At 56.9% G+C, this 15,190-nt stretch carries 19 protein-coding genes; 5 read left to right on the forward strand and 14 right to left on the reverse strand.

Annotated elements, in window-relative coordinates:
* Window positions 1-99: 99 nt before the first annotated feature.
* Both dnaA and RMR21_RS00010 read left to right on the forward strand, forming a co-directional pair.
* Complete coding sequence (gene dnaA, locus RMR21_RS00005) at window positions 100-1,569, forward strand: chromosomal replication initiator protein DnaA (RefSeq protein WP_498670187.1); 1,470 nt, start codon at window positions 100-102, stop codon at window positions 1,567-1,569.
* A 342-nt stretch (window positions 1,570-1,911) separates the two neighbouring features.
* Complete coding sequence (locus tag RMR21_RS00010) at window positions 1,912-2,226, forward strand: DUF805 domain-containing protein (RefSeq protein WP_498668714.1); 315 nt, start codon at window positions 1,912-1,914, stop codon at window positions 2,224-2,226.
* Here the strand turns inward: RMR21_RS00010 and RMR21_RS00015 are convergent.
* On the reverse strand, window positions 2,145-2,771 hold the full coding sequence (locus RMR21_RS00015) for a hypothetical protein (RefSeq protein WP_498668715.1): 627 nt from the start codon (window positions 2,769-2,771) through the stop codon (window positions 2,145-2,147). The two genes, RMR21_RS00010 and RMR21_RS00015, sit on opposite strands and share 82 nt — an antisense overlap.
* Window positions 2,768-3,265 carry an SRPBCC family protein gene (locus tag RMR21_RS00020; protein ID WP_498668716.1) on the reverse strand — a complete coding sequence of 166 codons (498 nt, stop codon included), beginning with the start codon at window positions 3,263-3,265 and terminating at the stop codon, window positions 2,768-2,770. The genes RMR21_RS00015 and RMR21_RS00020 overlap by 4 nt, the downstream gene beginning before the upstream one ends.
* A gap of 97 nt (window positions 3,266-3,362) precedes the next feature.
* Between RMR21_RS00020 and RMR21_RS00025 the strand changes: the two genes are divergently transcribed.
* Window positions 3,363-3,704 (forward strand): metalloregulator ArsR/SmtB family transcription factor, encoded by a 342-nt coding sequence (locus RMR21_RS00025; RefSeq protein WP_498668717.1) that lies wholly within the window; start codon window positions 3,363-3,365, stop codon window positions 3,702-3,704.
* 9 nt (window positions 3,705-3,713) lie between these two features.
* On the opposite strand, the gene RMR21_RS00030 is transcribed toward RMR21_RS00025, so the two are convergent.
* The 6 genes from RMR21_RS00030 to rph form a co-directional block, all read right to left on the reverse strand.
* Complete coding sequence (locus tag RMR21_RS00030; RefSeq protein WP_498668718.1) at window positions 3,714-3,953, reverse strand: zinc ribbon domain-containing protein; 240 nt, start codon at window positions 3,951-3,953, stop codon at window positions 3,714-3,716.
* Between the two features lies 1 nt (window position 3,954).
* A complete protein-coding gene (locus tag RMR21_RS00035) occupies window positions 3,955-4,587 on the reverse strand; it encodes an OmpA family protein (RefSeq protein WP_498668719.1) in 633 nt (210 codons plus the stop codon).
* Window positions 4,584-5,033, reverse strand: coding sequence for a hypothetical protein (locus RMR21_RS00040; RefSeq protein WP_498668720.1), 450 nt, complete (start codon window positions 5,031-5,033; stop codon window positions 4,584-4,586). The genes RMR21_RS00035 and RMR21_RS00040 overlap by 4 nt, the downstream gene beginning before the upstream one ends.
* Before the next feature lie 102 nt (window positions 5,034-5,135).
* Window positions 5,136-6,341: a radical SAM family heme chaperone HemW gene (gene hemW, locus RMR21_RS00045; RefSeq protein WP_498670188.1), complete on the reverse strand. Its 1,206-nt coding sequence runs from the start codon at window positions 6,339-6,341 to the stop codon at window positions 5,136-5,138.
* Window positions 6,341-6,985, reverse strand: a complete 645-nt coding sequence (gene rdgB / locus RMR21_RS00050; protein WP_498668721.1) for an RdgB/HAM1 family non-canonical purine NTP pyrophosphatase — start codon at window positions 6,983-6,985, stop codon at window positions 6,341-6,343. Before rdgB ends, hemW begins: the two co-directional genes overlap by 1 nt.
* A gap of 18 nt (window positions 6,986-7,003) precedes the next feature.
* Window positions 7,004-7,720, reverse strand: coding sequence for a ribonuclease PH (rph, locus tag RMR21_RS00055; protein WP_498668722.1), 717 nt, complete (start codon window positions 7,718-7,720; stop codon window positions 7,004-7,006).
* A 161-nt stretch (window positions 7,721-7,881) separates the two neighbouring features.
* On the opposite strand from rph, the gene hrcA reads away from it, so the two are divergent.
* Both hrcA and grpE read left to right on the forward strand, forming a co-directional pair.
* On the forward strand, window positions 7,882-8,973 hold the full coding sequence (hrcA, locus tag RMR21_RS00060) for a heat-inducible transcriptional repressor HrcA (RefSeq protein WP_498668723.1): 1,092 nt from the start codon (window positions 7,882-7,884) through the stop codon (window positions 8,971-8,973).
* 112 nt (window positions 8,974-9,085) lie between these two features.
* On the forward strand, window positions 9,086-9,721 hold the full coding sequence (gene grpE / locus RMR21_RS00065) for a nucleotide exchange factor GrpE (RefSeq protein WP_498668724.1): 636 nt from the start codon (window positions 9,086-9,088) through the stop codon (window positions 9,719-9,721).
* 149 nt (window positions 9,722-9,870) lie between these two features.
* On the opposite strand, the gene ptsN is transcribed toward grpE, so the two are convergent.
* The 6 genes from ptsN to lptC form a co-directional block, all read right to left on the reverse strand.
* Window positions 9,871-10,332, reverse strand: a complete 462-nt coding sequence (gene ptsN, locus RMR21_RS00070; RefSeq protein WP_498668725.1) for a PTS IIA-like nitrogen regulatory protein PtsN — start codon at window positions 10,330-10,332, stop codon at window positions 9,871-9,873.
* A gap of 78 nt (window positions 10,333-10,410) precedes the next feature.
* The gene (gene hpf / locus RMR21_RS00075; RefSeq protein WP_045230146.1) at window positions 10,411-10,989 is read right to left on the reverse strand and encodes a ribosome hibernation-promoting factor, HPF/YfiA family; all 579 of its coding nucleotides are present in this window, start codon (window positions 10,987-10,989) and stop codon (window positions 10,411-10,413) included.
* A gap of 224 nt (window positions 10,990-11,213) precedes the next feature.
* On the reverse strand, window positions 11,214-12,755 hold the full coding sequence (rpoN, locus tag RMR21_RS00080; RefSeq protein WP_498668726.1) for an RNA polymerase factor sigma-54: 1,542 nt from the start codon (window positions 12,753-12,755) through the stop codon (window positions 11,214-11,216).
* Window positions 12,756-12,935: 180 nt separating this feature from the next.
* Complete coding sequence (gene lptB, locus RMR21_RS00085) at window positions 12,936-13,724, reverse strand: LPS export ABC transporter ATP-binding protein (protein ID WP_174151935.1); 789 nt, start codon at window positions 13,722-13,724, stop codon at window positions 12,936-12,938.
* 34 nt (window positions 13,725-13,758) lie between these two features.
* Window positions 13,759-14,337 (reverse strand): LptA/OstA family protein, encoded by a 579-nt coding sequence (locus RMR21_RS00090; protein ID WP_498668727.1) that lies wholly within the window; start codon window positions 14,335-14,337, stop codon window positions 13,759-13,761.
* A gap of 13 nt (window positions 14,338-14,350) precedes the next feature.
* Window positions 14,351-15,028, reverse strand: coding sequence for an LPS export ABC transporter periplasmic protein LptC (gene lptC, locus RMR21_RS00095; protein ID WP_498668728.1), 678 nt, complete (start codon window positions 15,026-15,028; stop codon window positions 14,351-14,353).
* Between the last annotated feature and the right edge of the window lie 162 nt (window positions 15,029-15,190).

The raw sequence follows: 15,190 nt of genomic DNA on the forward strand, positions 1-15,190 counted from the left end.
ATGCAGTTGAATTTGGTAATGGGTGCGGTGACAAACGGGGACCGCACGCCAAAGGCATGTGACGCAGCTGGTACTGATATCGCAGGGGAAAAGCAGGATATGAAGCATGACGCGCTGTTTGAACGTTTTAGCGCGCGGTTGAAGGCACAGGTCGGACCGGAAGTTTATGCAAGCTGGTTTGCGCGTCTCAAGCTTCATTCTGTCTCCAAGAGCGTCGTGCGGTTTACCGTACCGACAACGTTTCTGAAATCCTGGATCAACAACCGTTATATCGATCTCATCACGACGCTCGTTCAGAGCGAGGATGCGGATGTGTTGAAGGTGGAAATCCTGGTACGTTCGGCGAGCCGCCCAGCGCGGGCCGTGCCGGTCGAAGAACGGGCACAGCCCATCTCCGAGGCGGCAACGACTGCTCAGCGTGCAAAGCCATTCATTCCGCCGCAGCCCTCGTCAAACGGGCAGATATCGGGCGCTTCGCAATCCGCCCACGCGACCCGTCACTCGGGTGCGGGTCCCCTGTTCGGATCGCCGCTTGATAGCCGTTTCACCTTCGATACCTTTGTCGAGGGATCGTCGAACCGCGTGGCTCTGGCCGCCGCAAAGACCATTGCCGAGGCCGGTGCGGGTGCCGTGCGCTTCAATCCGCTCTTCATTCATGCGGGTGTGGGCCTTGGAAAGACGCATCTTCTCCAGGCCATCGCCAATGCCGCCATCGACAGCCCGCGCACTCCGCGTGTCGTCTATCTGACGGCCGAATATTTCATGTGGCGTTTCGCAACGGCGATCCGTGACAATGACGCGCTGACGCTGAAGGACACGCTACGCAATATAGATCTTCTTGTGATCGACGACATGCAGTTCCTGCAGGGCAAGATGATCCAGCACGAATTCTGCCACCTGCTCAACATGTTGCTCGACAGCGCCAAGCAGGTCGTCGTGGCCGCAGATCGTGCGCCCTGGGAGCTGGAATCGCTTGATCCACGCGTTCGCTCGCGCCTTCAGGGTGGCATGGCCATCGAGATCGAAGGTCCGGATTATGACATGCGCCACGAAATGCTCACACAGCGTATCGCGACCGCCCGTCAGGACGACCCAAGCTTCGATATTCCAGAAGAGATCGTCTCTCATGTCGCCCGCAGCGTGACCGCGAGCGGCCGTGAACTGGAAGGCGCCTTCAACCAACTGATCTTCCGTCGCTCCTTCGAGCCGAACCTGTCGATCGAGCGTGTCGATGAATTGCTGGCCCATCTGGTCGGCACGGGCGAAGCCAAGCGTGTGCGCATCGAGGACATCCAGCGCATCGTCGCACGGCACTACAACGTCTCGCGTCAGGAACTGGTCTCCAACCGTCGCACCCGCGTCATCGTCAAGCCGCGCCAGATCGCCATGTATCTGGCAAAAATGCTGACGCCGCGTTCCTTCCCCGAAATCGGCCGTCGCTTCGGCGGGCGCGATCATACAACCGTTCTGCATGCGGTGCGCAAGATCGAAGAACTGATCGGCGGCGATACAAAACTCGGCCACGAGGTCGAATTGCTGAAGCGCTTGATCAACGAAAACAACGCGTAAATGCAGAGGCCGGGCAAGCCCGGCCACTCCCCAAATATTGGACGCATATCAAGAGACCGGTCTTCGTTTCAGAAACGATGACCGGTCTTTCTACTTGTAATTGTGACCTGCGCGTGATTGTTTTGCAAACGGACTGGCTTCAACACCACTCCGTCTCAATTCCGCATCCCTTGCGGGTGCAAATGCATCTTGAAAATTTTATTATTGTCTTAGGCGACAGAAAGGCAATGCATGTCGGGCTGGCATTTGTTCATTCTACTCATTCTCATCGTCTTCCCGCTGATCTTCGTCTTCAGATCACCTCCGCCTGGACCGAATAGGTTTGGAGCTTTGGCGATACCCATGACTTTTGGAGAAGCAATTTCCAGCTTTTTTAGGAACTATGTCAATTTCCAAGGTAGAGCAGCCCGCTCGGAATATTGGTTCTGCATTCTTTTTGTATGTGTCAGTTCTTTCGTTATCGAATTCATAGATACGAGTGGCTTTGCTGGGGCGATCTGGTCGCTTGCAATCTTGTTGCCGTCGATAACGGTTTCCGCCCGTCGTCTTCATGACATCAACCGCAGCGGCTGGCATCAGCTTCTGTCCTGCTTTGCGCCAATCGGATTGATCGTCGCTATCGTCTGGTACTGCACGCCCGGCCGCGACGAGACCTGATTTACCGGGTCCGCGCAAGCTTTGATTGTCGACGATGCGATGGGATATCTCCGCATCGCTACCCACAGATGGATGACGGGGATCAACAGGGTACCGCCGCCGATGATCGCAATGGGCAAACTCGTCCAGCCACCGTCGCTGACGGCAATGGCCGCCATGACCGTCGTGGTGAAAATGAGCGGTGCGACGCCGCAATAAAAGCCAGTCCGAAAGTCGTGTCGATGTGCCGACAGCTCTTCGGCGCCTTTGAACATATAAATGTAAGAGAGCTTTGCCAGTTTCCATAGGGCAACCACGCCCGTTACGGACAGTGCAGCGATTGCGATGACAATTGTTCCCACGAGAATGACCGGAGCGAACTCTCCGTTTGCATCAACGAGATAGGCTATGAACCAGACTGGGCTGAACAGGATCATCATGCCGGCATAGGGTGCGCTAATAAGGGCCAAAAGTCCGTAGGTCAGGTAGAATGGCGCTGCGAAGACGAGAATCTCCACGAAATACACGATGCGGGCTATGGTCTGCGGTGTCTGGTGAGCCTTCATGGCGCGACCTCCAGCTGCGATTCTGCGGCTTGGGCCTCGCTGCTTAATCTGCGCCAGTTTTTAGAGGCGTAGCGATGTGCCTGTTTCAAGGCGATCCAGAGCGCCAGTTGCCTGACCGGGGCCAGCAATCCATGCGCTCTAAAATCGCTGCGGCGTTCGACGCGTGTCGTGTCGGGTCCAATCGGAATGAGGGTGAATTCATCCTCCAGAGCGCCGATCCAGTCCTTGCACCACACGGTGCTGTCGATCATGCGGTAACGCAGTTTCCGGTTGGGGACGTAATCGAGAATGCGTTGATCGATGCTGCCGCGATCCGTGGTGCATTGGCGGGTGTTGCCCAGTGCGCCGTGGCCTTCCAGAACCTTGCAGCTGACGGGCTTGGGAATGCCGAGACGAAATAGAAACGGCTTCGAACTGTCCATCTTCGCATGTAGGAAATGCGGCCAGATGTGATGCGGGGCGCAGTTGAAAGTCCATTGCGAGTGTATCTGCATGATCGTGTCTCCTTCATTTCTACAATTAGGTAATCGACGAAATGTAATTCTGTCAACAGTTAGTTGATTGTCTAATTGATTAATGATAGAAAGAGGCATGTCCATACAGCTGATTTTCGAGGCGTTGGCCTCTCCCGTCCGGCGTAAAATCCTCGCCTATGTCGCGCATCACGAGATGAACGCAGGCGATATCGCCGCGCGTTTCGATATGTCGAAACCGTCTATTTCTCAGCATTTACAGTTGCTTGAACATGCGGGGCTGGTCGCGTCGGAAAAACGGGGCAAGTATGTCTATTACCGCCAGGTATCGGACACGCTCGCCAACAGCCTAACCGGGTTCGTCCAGGATATCTGCCCCATCGGCGCACCGCTTCGCCGCGAAAGTGCGGAGAACGCGCGCAAGGCAAAGTCAGTCGAGGCGGGCGATCCGGTGGAGTGACGTAGCGTCTTATTGCACCACAAGCGCAATCATGATGGCGGCAAAACTGATCATCGCGACACTCCCGACAATGATCGATGCGAGCATCTGCGCCGAAATATAGGTCCCTGCCACACCGCCGACCACGGTCGGCCAGGCGCTGGTGCCTTTTGATGGCTGCGTCTGCGCCATCGGGTAACCGCAGGAGGGGCAGGCATGAGCCTTGTCGGAGATTTTTGCGTCGCATTCCGGGCAGGTGATCAAGGCCATATCAGCGTTCTCCGATAATGAATTCGACACGCCGGTTTTTCTGGCGTCCCTGCGGGTCATCCCCGCCACTCACAGTCTGGTTCGGTGCAACGGGAAAGCGCTCGCCCTTGCCCTGCGTTGTCATCTTCGACATGACGCCAAACTCCGACAGCCACGTCTCGACTGAAACAGCACGCTGCTCCGACAGGCGATCATTATAGGCATCGCTTCCCTTGGCGTCGGTGTGGCCGATGATCTGGACATCGCTTTTGTCCATCGCATTCAGCACTTGCGCCAGCTTGGTCAAGGATGAGCGGGCGTCAGCGCGAATATCGGCCTTGTCGAAATCAAACAGCACGTCGCTGGGAAGGTTGACGATGATCCGGCCATTGTCCTGGCGCGCACCCAACTCCGTCAGCGTGGTCTCCGTTTTCACCCGTGTTTCCTCATCCATGTCCTGCAATTCGAAGGTGGATGTCTCCGACGAGAAGGCACCGCTGCTCTGCTCGATCTTCTCGTCAAAGGAAGAGGCTGGAAATGCAATCTCGGTGAAACTCGATGGCTGATCTGCAAAAGATCCACCGGTCGAGACGGTATAGGTGGCGGCTGTTGCAGCGTTTGCCAGAAGAAGCGGCAGAAGTAACGCGGCCTTCATTTCTTCAATTCCAGCGGAATGGTCACGCCAGGCGCATTGGTATCGTCACCCGAATTGCCGGGGTTGAAGAAGAGCACCACCTTCGTGACATCCGCCGGGATCGTGCCGGGAAAAACGAGATCGCCCTCCATCGTTTTGCCGTTGGAAATACGCATCCATTTGTTGCTGCTGATCTGGCGCATATGCAGCCTGCCTTGATCGCCGTCCGCCCAGGACAGATAGGCATTTTCCTGGTCGTTCATATTGACGGAGAGGGTTTTGCTGCTGTCGAAACTCGCCCGAAGCCGCAGTTTCGTGGCATCTTCACCAACGGTCACGGATTTGACTTGAACGGTAAGACCGATGGGAACGCTAACCTGACCACCAGATATGGTGAAGTTTTGTTCGGCCGCGAAAGCGGTTGTGGATAGAAAAACCGTCAGAAGTAGAGATGCCGTTTTCAGCAAGAATGCCTCCCAAAATAGTATTTTAATACGCCAAGCTGCCACGTTACCGTCAAAGTGCAGATAAATTCTGTGTAAACAAGGGCTTTTTGAGGCGATTGCCGGTCAGCAGGCCAGATCTGCAACGACGGAATCGAGGATGAGCATGCCCGACGGTGTGCAGCGCAGGCGTGAGTTGCCGAGGCGCTCGATAAAGCCGTGCTGCAATAGGAACTCTTCCTTGTCGGGGTCGAGATCGCGACCGGAAAGATCGCTCCAGCGGGCAAGGTCCACACCTTCGCGTAGACGAAGCCCCATCAAGAGCAATTCATCCGATTGCTCTTCGACGCCCAGCATCTCCTGGTCCAGAATACCGTGGCCATCGCGCTCGACGCTTTCGAGCCATGTTTCCGGGTGGCGCTGCGTGGCCGTCGCGAGTTTTGCGCCGCCCGTGGTCAGACGTCCGTGTGCGCCGGGGCCAATGCCGGCGTAATCGCCGTAACGCCAATAGGTCAGGTTGTGGCGGCTTTCCGCGCCGGGAATGGCGTGGTTTGAAACCTCATAGGCCGGCATGCCGTGGTGAGCGGTGATGTCCTGCGTCGCCTCATAAAGCAGAGCGGACTGGTCACCATCCGGTACGATCAGCTTGCCTGCCTTGTGCAGACCGTAGAAGGCCGTGCCTTCCTCGATGGTCAGCTGGTAGAGCGACAGATGATCGACAGCATAGGAAATGGCCTCGGCAAGCTCTTTTTCCCATTCTTCCACCGTCTGGTTGGGCCGGGCATAGATCAGGTCGAAGGACATGCGTGGGAAGATCTCGCGGGCAAGCCGGATGGCTTTCAGCGCATCCGCGACATCATGGAGGCGTCCTAGAAACTTGAGGTCGCGGTCGTTGAGAGCCTGCACACCCATGGAGACACGGTTGACGCCCGCGGCGCGGTAGCCGCGGAACCGTTCCGCCTCCACGCTCGAGGGGTTGGCTTCCATGGTGATTTCGATGCCATCAGGGACATGCCAGAAACGGGCGATGCCATCCATGATGGCGCCGACTGTCTGCGGGTCCATAAGCGAGGGCGTGCCGCCACCGAGGAAAACACTGGTGACGACCTTTGCGCCGCTCAACTGCCGCATCGTTTCCATTTCCCGTAGGAAAGCAGCGACGAAACGCTCCTGATCCACGGGCTGGTGGCGGACATGGCTGTTGAAATCGCAATAGGGGCACTTGGCGGCGCAGAACGGCCAATGCACATAGATACCGAAACCGGGCTCACCGGTATCCGGCAGCAGCGTCGCGTCGGGGGCAGGGGAGAACCTGCTCCCAGGATCGATCATCATGCGTCCAGACAGGTTTCGACGAATGTCTTGAAGGCGCGGGCGCGGTGCGACAGCGCTTGGCGGTCGCCCGGTTTCCAACCGTGCTTCTGCTCGGATGTCATCTCGCCAAATGTTGTCTCATAGCCTTGCGGCTGGAAGATCGGATCGTAGCCGAAGCCGCTATCGCCGCGTGGAGGCCATGCGACGCTGCCCTCGATCTCGCCCCGGAAGAATTCGGTGTGGCCATCGGGCCAAGCCAGGCACAGCACGCTGACGAAGCGGCAAGTGCGGGCGGAAGGCTCGGTCGCGCCGCGTTCCTGCAAGGCGTCCTCCACCTTCTGCATCGCCATGGCGAAATCGCGGGTACCATCAGCCGTTTCCGCCCAGTTGGCGGTGTAGACACCGGGATTGCCATCAAGCGCATCGATCACCAGACCGCTATCGTCGGAAAGCGACGGCAATCCCGACGCTTGCGCAGAGGCCAGCGCCTTGATGGCGGCGTTTTCCTCGAATGTCGTACCGGTTTCGTCTGGCTCGGCGAAATTCAGCTCTGCCGCCGACTTGGCGGAAAAGCCGAGAGGGCCGATCAGATCGGCGATTTCGGCAATCTTGCCCTTGTTGTGGCTGGCAACGACGATGGTTCTGGTGTCGAGTTTGCGCATGGTTCTCGCGTCCCTGGCTCAGGCAATCGTCTGTTTTTGCAGCTCGACGAGGTCCGCGCAGCCTGTCTTGGCAAGGCCCAGCAGTGTCAGGAATTCGTCCTCGCTAAAAGGTGCGCCTTCAGCCGTGCCCTGAATTTCGACGATGCCACCGGAACCGGTGATGACGAAATTGGCGTCGGTTTCCGCCGAGGAATCTTCCAGATAGTCGAGATCGATCACCGGCTGGCTGGCAAAGATACCGCAGGATATCGCGGCGATATGGTCTTTGAGAACCTTCTCGACCTTGATCATGTTGCGGGTTTCCATCCACTTCAGGCAGTCGTGAAGAGCAATCCACGCGCCGGTGATGGAGGCCGTACGCGTGCCGCCATCGGCCTGAATGACGTCGCAGTCGATGCTGATCTGACGTTCGCCCAGCGCCTGAAGATCGACCACGGCGCGCAGCGAACGGCCGATGAGACGCTGGATTTCCTGCGTGCGGCCACCCTGCTTGCCGGAAGCGGCTTCGCGGCGCATGCGCTCGTTGGTGGAGCGGGGCAGCATGCCGTATTCGGCAGTCACCCAGCCCTTGCCGCTGTTGCGCAACCATGGTGGCGTCTTTTCTTCAAGGCTGGCGGTCACCAGGACATGCGTGTCGCCGAATTTGACCAGACAGGAGCCCTCTGCATGCTTCGAGAAATTGCGCTCGAAAGACACTTTGCGCATCTGATCGGTTTTTCTGCCTGAAGGCCGCATCTGGTTCGTCTCCGTTTTGATCTCCGCCTTCTAAGGCCGCGACAGCCCTTTTGCAAAGGAAAAGCGGGTCAGTGCAGGGTATATGCGGAATTTCCGTTTTTACTTAAGCGCGCAAGCGACTATATTCCTGTGATGAACTGACGGGATGAAGAACGGACGTAATGAGCATCTCTCCTCCGATCGGAAAAGAACCGGGTGCGCTGCTGGATGATCGCTCGCGCGAAATCTTCCGGCGCATCGTGGAAGGCTATCTCGAAAATGGTGAGCCGCTGGGTTCGCGCAGCCTGTCGCGCGTCCTGCCCATGTCGCTGTCGCCAGCATCCGTTCGCAATGTGATGAGCGATCTGGAAGAACTCGGCCTGATCTATTCGCCGCATATCAGCGCGGGCCGCCTGCCGACGCAGATCGGCCTGCGCTTTTTCGTGGATGCTTTCATGCAGGTGGGCGATCTGCCTGCCGAACAGCGTGCCAGCATCGACCGGCAGATCGGCCCGGTCTCAGGTCGCGAGCAGCCGATCGAGGGGCTGCTGACGGAAGCGAGCCGCATGCTGTCTGGCATGTCGCGTGGTGCGGGTCTGGTGTTGACGACCAAGAGCGACGCGGTGCTGAAGCATGTCGAGTTCATTCGCCTCGAACCGACCAAGGGGCTTGCTATTCTGGTCGGCGACAACAATCAGGTCGAAAACCGCATCATCGAACTGCCCGCCGGAATTACGTCGTCGCAATTGACGGAGGCCGCCAATTTCATCAACGCCCATCTGGCCGGACAAACGTTGCCGGAACTGCGCACCCAGCTGCTGGAACAGAAATCCGAGCTGCAGACGGCGCTGAGCACGCTGGCGCAGGATCTCGTGACACGCGGTCTCGCGGTATGGTCCGGCGACAATGAGGAGGGTAAGCTCGGGCGGCTGATCGTTCGGGGACGCTCCAATCTTCTGGAGGGGCTCGCCGGCGAAGAAGACATCGATCGCGTGAGGCTGCTGTTCGATGATCTCGAGCGCAAGGACAATCTGATCGAGGTCCTCAACCTGGCTGAAACCGGTTCGGGCGTCAGAATTTTCATCGGTTCGGAAAACAAGCTGTTTTCGCTGTCGGGATCCTCGCTGATCGTAGCGCCCTACCGGGACGATGAAAACCGGGTTGTCGGTGCTGTCGGCGTGATCGGTCCGACCCGGCTCAATTACTCGCGCATCGTGCCGATGGTCGATTATACGGCCCAGATCATGGCCCGGCTGGCCAGCAAACGGCGCTGATCTCGAAAACCTGCCACCGAATAGGAGATGGTTTGCCCGCAAGCCTTGATTTTTGCATGGTAAACCTCGATATCGGGCTCAACCCATAACAGATGTAAAGCTGGAGAACGTCATGACCGACGATACCAAGAAAAACGGACCTGACGCAGACGTCGTGGACGAGGCACTCGAGGCAACGGCTGTCGAAGACGACGCGCCTGAAACGTCCGAGCCCGATCCGATCGATGTGCTGAAGGCTGAAAATGCCGATCTACGCGACAAATTCCTGCGTCTCGCTGCCGAGATGGACAACCTGCGTCGCCGCACCGAGCGTGAGGTGAAGGATGCCAAGGCCTATTCCGTCGCAGGCTTTGCCCGCGACATGCTGGCCGTATCCGACAACCTCCGCCGCGCGCTCGATACGATCCCCGAGGAATTGAAGACGAATTCCGAAGCCGGGATTGCCGGATTGATCGAAGGCGTCGATATGACGGAGCGCTCGATGCTGTCTGCACTGGAGCGTCACGGCGTGCGCAAGATGGATGCGGAAGGCGAGAAGTTCGATCCGAACTTCCATCAGGCGATGTTCGAAATTCCCAACACGGCCGTTCCCAACAATACCGTCGTACAGGTGGTTCAGGCCGGTTTCACGATCGGTGACCGTGTGCTGCGCCCCGCAATGGTTGGCGTTGCCAAGGGTGGACCGAAGGGTGATGCACCGACGACAGCCGAGCCTGGCACCAGCAGCGTCAACGAAAAAGACGCCTGATCAAAACATAGGGCCATCCTTGAGCGGGTGGCCATATCGGCTTTGAAAATGTCCGGGAAACTTTAAAAAGCTATCATCCTCGCCGCAAAGGCGGGGATTTTTTATGGCCAGGAGGGAGCCAAGGTCGTTGCCGTCAGTGGCTTACGACGTCAGGCCGCGTTGGCCTGTTCCTGATTGAGGAAGGTAAAGATCGCCGTGTCGGATTCGGTGGCGCGCAGTTTGGCGACCAGTTCGGGATCGCGCAGCACGCGCGCAATGCGCGACAGTGCCTTCAGGTGATCGGCACCGGCACCTTCGGGCGCCAGCAAAAGAAAAACCAGATCGACGGGCTGATCGTCCAGGGCTTCAAAATCCACGGCATTTTCAAGACGTGCGAAAACGCCGACGATGTGGTCGATGCTGGCGAGCTTTCCGTGTGGAATGGCGATACCGTGACCGACGCCGGTCGAACCCAGCCGCTCACGTTGCAAGATGACGTCGAACACTTCCCGCTCCGGCACGCCTGTAATTCGCGACGCTCTGGCCGCCAATTCCTGAAGAAGCTGCTTTTTGGAATTCACTCTGAGGGCGGGAATAATCGCATCCTGTTGCAGCAAATCTGCCAACGCCATTCTCTGTATCCTTCATGCGATCGAGACGGTCCGGAGGCGCCGCCATGCGACGACACCCCCGGTGCCTTATCAGACTGTTCAGTTCTTTATCGTCGCCGCATCGATCCAGCCGATGTTTCCATCGGTCCGACGGTAGACGATATTCAGTTCCTTGGCTGGGCTGCGAAACAGCAGCACAGGCTCATCTGTCATGTCGAGCGCCATGACGGCACTGGCAACGGTCATGGTTTTGACCTGCTTGGAGGTTTCGGCAACGATGGTCGGTGCGAAATCTTCCGGCAGTTCGTCATCCTCGTCCGGCACGGCATCCATGACCGTGTAAGGAAACTCTTCCAGAATGCCGTTGGCCGACGCACCGTTGTGATGGTGGTCCTTCAATTTTCTCTTGTATCTGCGAAGCCGCTTTTCTATCCGCTGGGCTGCCGCATCGAAACTTGCCTGTGGATCATTGGCTTGTCCCGCTGCGTGCAAGACGACACCCGTATCGAGATGTATCTTGCAATCGGCTGCGAAACCCGCACCGGATTTCTCCACGGTTACTTGACCAGAATACCCCCCGTCAAAGTACTTGGTAATCGCCAGGCTAATGTTGTCCTCGATCCGCTGACGGAACGATTCGCCGATATCCATATGTTTACCAGATACACGCACACTCATGGAATTTTTCCTTTTTCAGTGATTTGCGTGTAACAGCTTACGTTAAGCCAGACGCTCATCCAAGCGTTTCGAGAGACTTTCAGTCTCATTCCTGGTTGGCGCGTCAGCGTGGTGTACACTTTTGCGTTGATCGGCCCCCTGCCGTCTGTGCGGCGAGCTTCTAACGCCGGAGGGGTCAAGAGTCAAACGGGATTATTAACAAATTGAAATATATAAAGAATTCGTTACGCCATAGCGACTTTTGCGATGGCTTTCTTTTCCCGGCGTCGTTGTACGGAAGATGGAATATTCATCGCCTCACGATATTTTGCGACCGTTCGACGCGCCAGTTCGACACCGTTTTTCTTCAGATTATTGACGATATCGTCGTCCGATAGAACGTCGTCGGGCGCTTCCTGCGCAATCATGATCTTGATGCGATGACGCACGGCCTCGGCCGAGTGCCTGTCGCCGCCTTCCACAGCACCAATCGAAACGCTGAAGAAATATTTCAGCTCGAAAAGCCCGCGCGGCGTCAGCATGTATTTTCGTGACGTGACACGGCTGACGGTGGATTCGTGCATCTTGATCGCATCCGCCACCTGCTTGAGATTGAGCGGGCGCAGATGATCGACGCCGTGCAGGAGAAACGCGTCCTGCTGGCGTACGATCTCGTTTGCGACCTTCATGATGGTTCGCGCGCGCTGGTCCAGGCTGCGGGTCAGCCAGCTGGCAGTCTGCATGCATTCGGACAGGAACTCCCCATCCTCGCCAGCGCGCGTCTTGACTTTGGAGACCTCCGAAAAATAGGTCTGATTGACCAGAACACGTGGCAACGTCTCCGGGTTGAGCTCGATCAACCAGCCACCATCGATGGAGGGGCGCACGACGATGTCAGGAACGATGGTTTCCGAAATACCCGTCTCGAAGCCAGCGCCCGGGCGTGGATTGAGGGCGCGGATCTCGGCCAGCATATCCAGAAGATCATCCTCGCCGACACCGCAGAGCCGCTTGAGAGAGGCGAAATCACGCTTTGCCAGAAGCTCCAGATGACCGACGAACGCTTTCATCGCCGGATCGAGACGATCTTTCTGTGCAAGCTGAATGGAAAGGCACTCACTCAAGCTGCGCGCAAAAATGCCGGGGGGATCAAGGGTCTGTAGCGCGCGAAGCACGTGTTCGATGTCGGCTTTTGACGTGCTCAGACGGTCCGAAATATCGTCCATCGCATCGACAGGGAGATAGCCCGTCTCATCGAGGTGATCGAGCAAGGCATCCGCAATCATCCTGTCCTGCGGCACGGGCACGGTGAAGGGAAGTTGCTGGCCGATATGGTCCCGCAGGCTGGGTTTGCTCGCAACGAAATCATCGAGATCGTAGGATTCGCCCGCCTCCGCTCCCGGCATGGACTTCCATTGCCCGACAAGCTCCGGCGCATCGGCCTTTGCCGGGGCGGTATCATCCTGGAAGACGTTTTCGAAATTGGTGTCGAGCTGTTCGTTCAGCGTGCTTGCGCGGTCGCCGTACCACTCGTCCGTCTCTTGAGACACGTCCGAATTTTGCTCTGGCGGTTCGCTGTGCCGATCAAAGCCATCGTCCAGCGGGGCGGTGCCCAAATCGACATCGTTTGCCACTATTTCAAGCAGCGGGTTCTTCTCGACTTCCTGGGCGATGAATTGCGTCAGCTCAATATGCGTCATCTGAAGCAGCTGAATAGACTGCATCAGTTGTGGGGTCATGACCAGAGACTGGCTTTGACGCAACAAAAGACTGGCGGACAAGGCCATGGCGGACGCTAAACTCCCATAAACCCCTTCGGCGCCACTTTTTTCACGATGTTTCGGCGCTGAAGTCTGACTTGGCCCAAAAATTGCTTTTTATTCTTGTTTGGTCAAGCTCACTTGGGGGCGGGGAGGCAGAATCTTTTCGGTGAGCGAGGCGCGCACCTCACTTTTATCGTGGATTCGTCACAGGCTGAAATTATTGCCCAGATAGAGACGACGAACTTCTGCGTTGTTGACGATCTCCGACGCCCTGCCATGGGTCAGAACTTCGCCCGCATGGATGATATAGGCACGGTCGATCAGGCCCAACGTTTCACGCACATTGTGGTCGGTGATCAACACGCCGATACCGCGGGCTGTCAGGTGTCGAACGAGATTCTGGATGTCGCTGACCGAGATCGGGTCGACACCGGCAAAAGGCTCGTCCAGCAGCATGAAGGTTGGGTCTGTTGCCAGCGCTCTCGCGATTTCGAGGCGACGACGCTCACCGCCCGACAGGGCAACGGCAGGCGACTTGCGCAGGGCCGAAATGTGGAATTCTTCCAGCAACTCGTCGAGCTTGCGATTGCGCTTCTTTTCGTCGCGTTCGTGAACTTCCAGAACCGCACGAATATTGTCTTCCACTGTCAGTCCGCGAAAGATCGATGCTTCCTGGGGAAGGTAGCCCACGCCCAGCCGCGAACGGCGATACATGGGCATGTTGGTCACGTCATTGCCATTGATGGCGATCTTGCCAGCATCGACGGGAACAAGACCGGTGATCATGTAAAAACAGGTGGTCTTTCCGGCGCCGTTCGGTCCCAGAAGCCCGACCGCTTCACCACGACGCACGACAAGCGACACGCCATTGACGACGCGACGCGTGTTGTAGGTCTTGGTCAGGCCCTGAGCGATCAGGGTGCCCTCATAGCGCGCCTTGTCTTCGGATAGATTATCCGTTTCCGATGCGCGCGACGAGCCTGCGCCAAACAGTTTTGAAATGGATTGGATTTTCACGGGCTAAAGACTACTGCTTTTTCTGTGATTTCGGGTCGAGCATGATGCGAACAGGTCCACCACAGCTTTCCAGCTTGGCCTGACCCGTCGTCATGAAGACCGTCAGTTTGCAACCGGTGAAAACATTCGTGTCCTGCGACAGGACCACCTGTTTTCCCGAAAGAATGAAGGTCTGCGCCGCCATGTCGAACTCGCCCTTGTCGGCGGTCGCCTTTTGCGTGCCGGACGTGAGGTAAACGGAGTTGTCGACGAAAATCTTGTCGATGTCGGCATTACCACCGGTGATCGAAGCGTTCGGGGCCTTACTGTCGCCGCTCTTGCTCTTGTAGAGCACGGTCATCTTGCCAGCTTGCAAGGTCGTCGTTCCCTGTACGACCTTAACATTGCCGGTGAAATAAGCCTTTTGCTCCTGATCGCGTACTTCAAGCTGATCGCTTTCGATGGCGATAGGCTGGTCATTGGAAAGTTTGAGGCCTTCCATGTTGCTCGTGGTGGATTGCGCGGCTGCAGTGCCCGCAAGACATGCAATGGCAACGGCGGCAAGACAGGCTGCGTTGGTATGACGGGCTGTGCGCAAAATCTGCATCATCTGGGTCGGGCTCTCACTTGCCGGCGTTCTGGCCGGCGTTCTGAATGGTCGATGCAGCGATACGAGCTCGTACCTGCCCCGAAAATGTAATCGTTTTACCATTATCTGCAATGCGTAAACTTTCCGCATTGATCGAGCCTTCTTGGGTCTTCACGAAAACAGGCTTGTCCGTTTCCATCGTTCCCGCTTTCATATCGACATTTGCAGACTGGAACTTTGCTTGTAATCCATTGCTGAGATTGATGTCAAAGGGTGCCATCATTTGCAACTTATTTGTTGCACGGTCAAACAGGCCTTCCTGCGCCACAACCTGCGCTACGATGTCGTTCATGGGCAGTGCAGCTAGAACTTTCTCCAGCGTCATCAGGTTGGGGCTGGCAATATCCTGGAGTGCCCGCTCCGCATTCATCGAATAGTCGAAGCCATTGTTGTTGCGTCCGGCAAGGGCAGGTTTTTCCATGACGAGCTTGCCGTTTTCGACCTTCGAACTTTCGAGTGTGACCTCATCCGGCACCCATGTCCGCAAGAGCGAAACCGCGATAAAGGACAGCGAGATGATGGCAGCGCCCAGCGGAAGAATGACCTTGAGTTTTCGAACCCGGCCGGAATGGCGCAACGCCATGGCATAGGTGTCCGCGTGTCCATTGGACGACGCGAAACTGGAACTGGGTTGGCTTAGTCGCTCAAGCATGTGCTAAGGATCCGGGTGTCGATACGGTACCAGTCAATAAAATCGGGCACCATCATTCGCAATAACATCGGGTGTGGCATGCGGGGCATGCTCTGCCAATATGGTTTTTCTCGGAAATATCGCAAGGGCCACGATATTTTTATCAAAACGATGCTTTCCCGT

This window comes from Agrobacterium sp. rho-8.1 (assembly GCF_033957725.1).
GTDB lineage: Bacteria > Pseudomonadota > Alphaproteobacteria > Rhizobiales > Rhizobiaceae > Agrobacterium.

What these genes read in the sequence shown, in the direction of transcription:
- dnaA (WP_498670187.1), top strand. Translation starts at nt 100, where the DNA reads ATGAAGCATGACGCGCTGTTTGAACGTTTTAGCGCGCGGTTGAAGGCA.
- RMR21_RS00010 (WP_498668714.1), top strand. Translation starts at nt 1,912, where the DNA reads ATGACTTTTGGAGAAGCAATTTCCAGCTTTTTTAGGAACTATGTCAAT.
- RMR21_RS00015 (WP_498668715.1), bottom strand. Translation starts at nt 2,771, where the DNA reads ATGAAGGCTCACCAGACACCGCAGACCATAGCCCGCATCGTGTATTTC.
- RMR21_RS00020 (WP_498668716.1), bottom strand. Translation starts at nt 3,265, where the DNA reads ATGCAGATACACTCGCAATGGACTTTCAACTGCGCCCCGCATCACATC.
- RMR21_RS00025 (WP_498668717.1), top strand. Translation starts at nt 3,363, where the DNA reads ATGTCCATACAGCTGATTTTCGAGGCGTTGGCCTCTCCCGTCCGGCGT.
- RMR21_RS00030 (WP_498668718.1), bottom strand. Translation starts at nt 3,953, where the DNA reads ATGGCCTTGATCACCTGCCCGGAATGCGACGCAAAAATCTCCGACAAG.
- RMR21_RS00035 (WP_498668719.1), bottom strand. Translation starts at nt 4,587, where the DNA reads ATGAAGGCCGCGTTACTTCTGCCGCTTCTTCTGGCAAACGCTGCAACA.
- hemW (WP_498670188.1), bottom strand. Translation starts at nt 6,341, where the DNA reads ATGATCGATCCTGGGAGCAGGTTCTCCCCTGCCCCCGACGCGACGCTG.
- rdgB (WP_498668721.1), bottom strand. Translation starts at nt 6,985, where the DNA reads ATGCGCAAACTCGACACCAGAACCATCGTCGTTGCCAGCCACAACAAG.
- rph (WP_498668722.1), bottom strand. Translation starts at nt 7,720, where the DNA reads ATGCGGCCTTCAGGCAGAAAAACCGATCAGATGCGCAAAGTGTCTTTC.
- hrcA (WP_498668723.1), top strand. Translation starts at nt 7,882, where the DNA reads ATGAGCATCTCTCCTCCGATCGGAAAAGAACCGGGTGCGCTGCTGGAT.
- grpE (WP_498668724.1), top strand. Translation starts at nt 9,086, where the DNA reads ATGACCGACGATACCAAGAAAAACGGACCTGACGCAGACGTCGTGGAC.
- ptsN (WP_498668725.1), bottom strand. Translation starts at nt 10,332, where the DNA reads ATGGCGTTGGCAGATTTGCTGCAACAGGATGCGATTATTCCCGCCCTC.
- hpf (WP_045230146.1), bottom strand. Translation starts at nt 10,989, where the DNA reads ATGAGTGTGCGTGTATCTGGTAAACATATGGATATCGGCGAATCGTTC.
- rpoN (WP_498668726.1), bottom strand. Translation starts at nt 12,755, where the DNA reads ATGGCCTTGTCCGCCAGTCTTTTGTTGCGTCAAAGCCAGTCTCTGGTC.
- RMR21_RS00090 (WP_498668727.1), bottom strand. Translation starts at nt 14,337, where the DNA reads ATGATGCAGATTTTGCGCACAGCCCGTCATACCAACGCAGCCTGTCTT.
- lptC (WP_498668728.1), bottom strand. Translation starts at nt 15,028, where the DNA reads ATGCTTGAGCGACTAAGCCAACCCAGTTCCAGTTTCGCGTCGTCCAAT.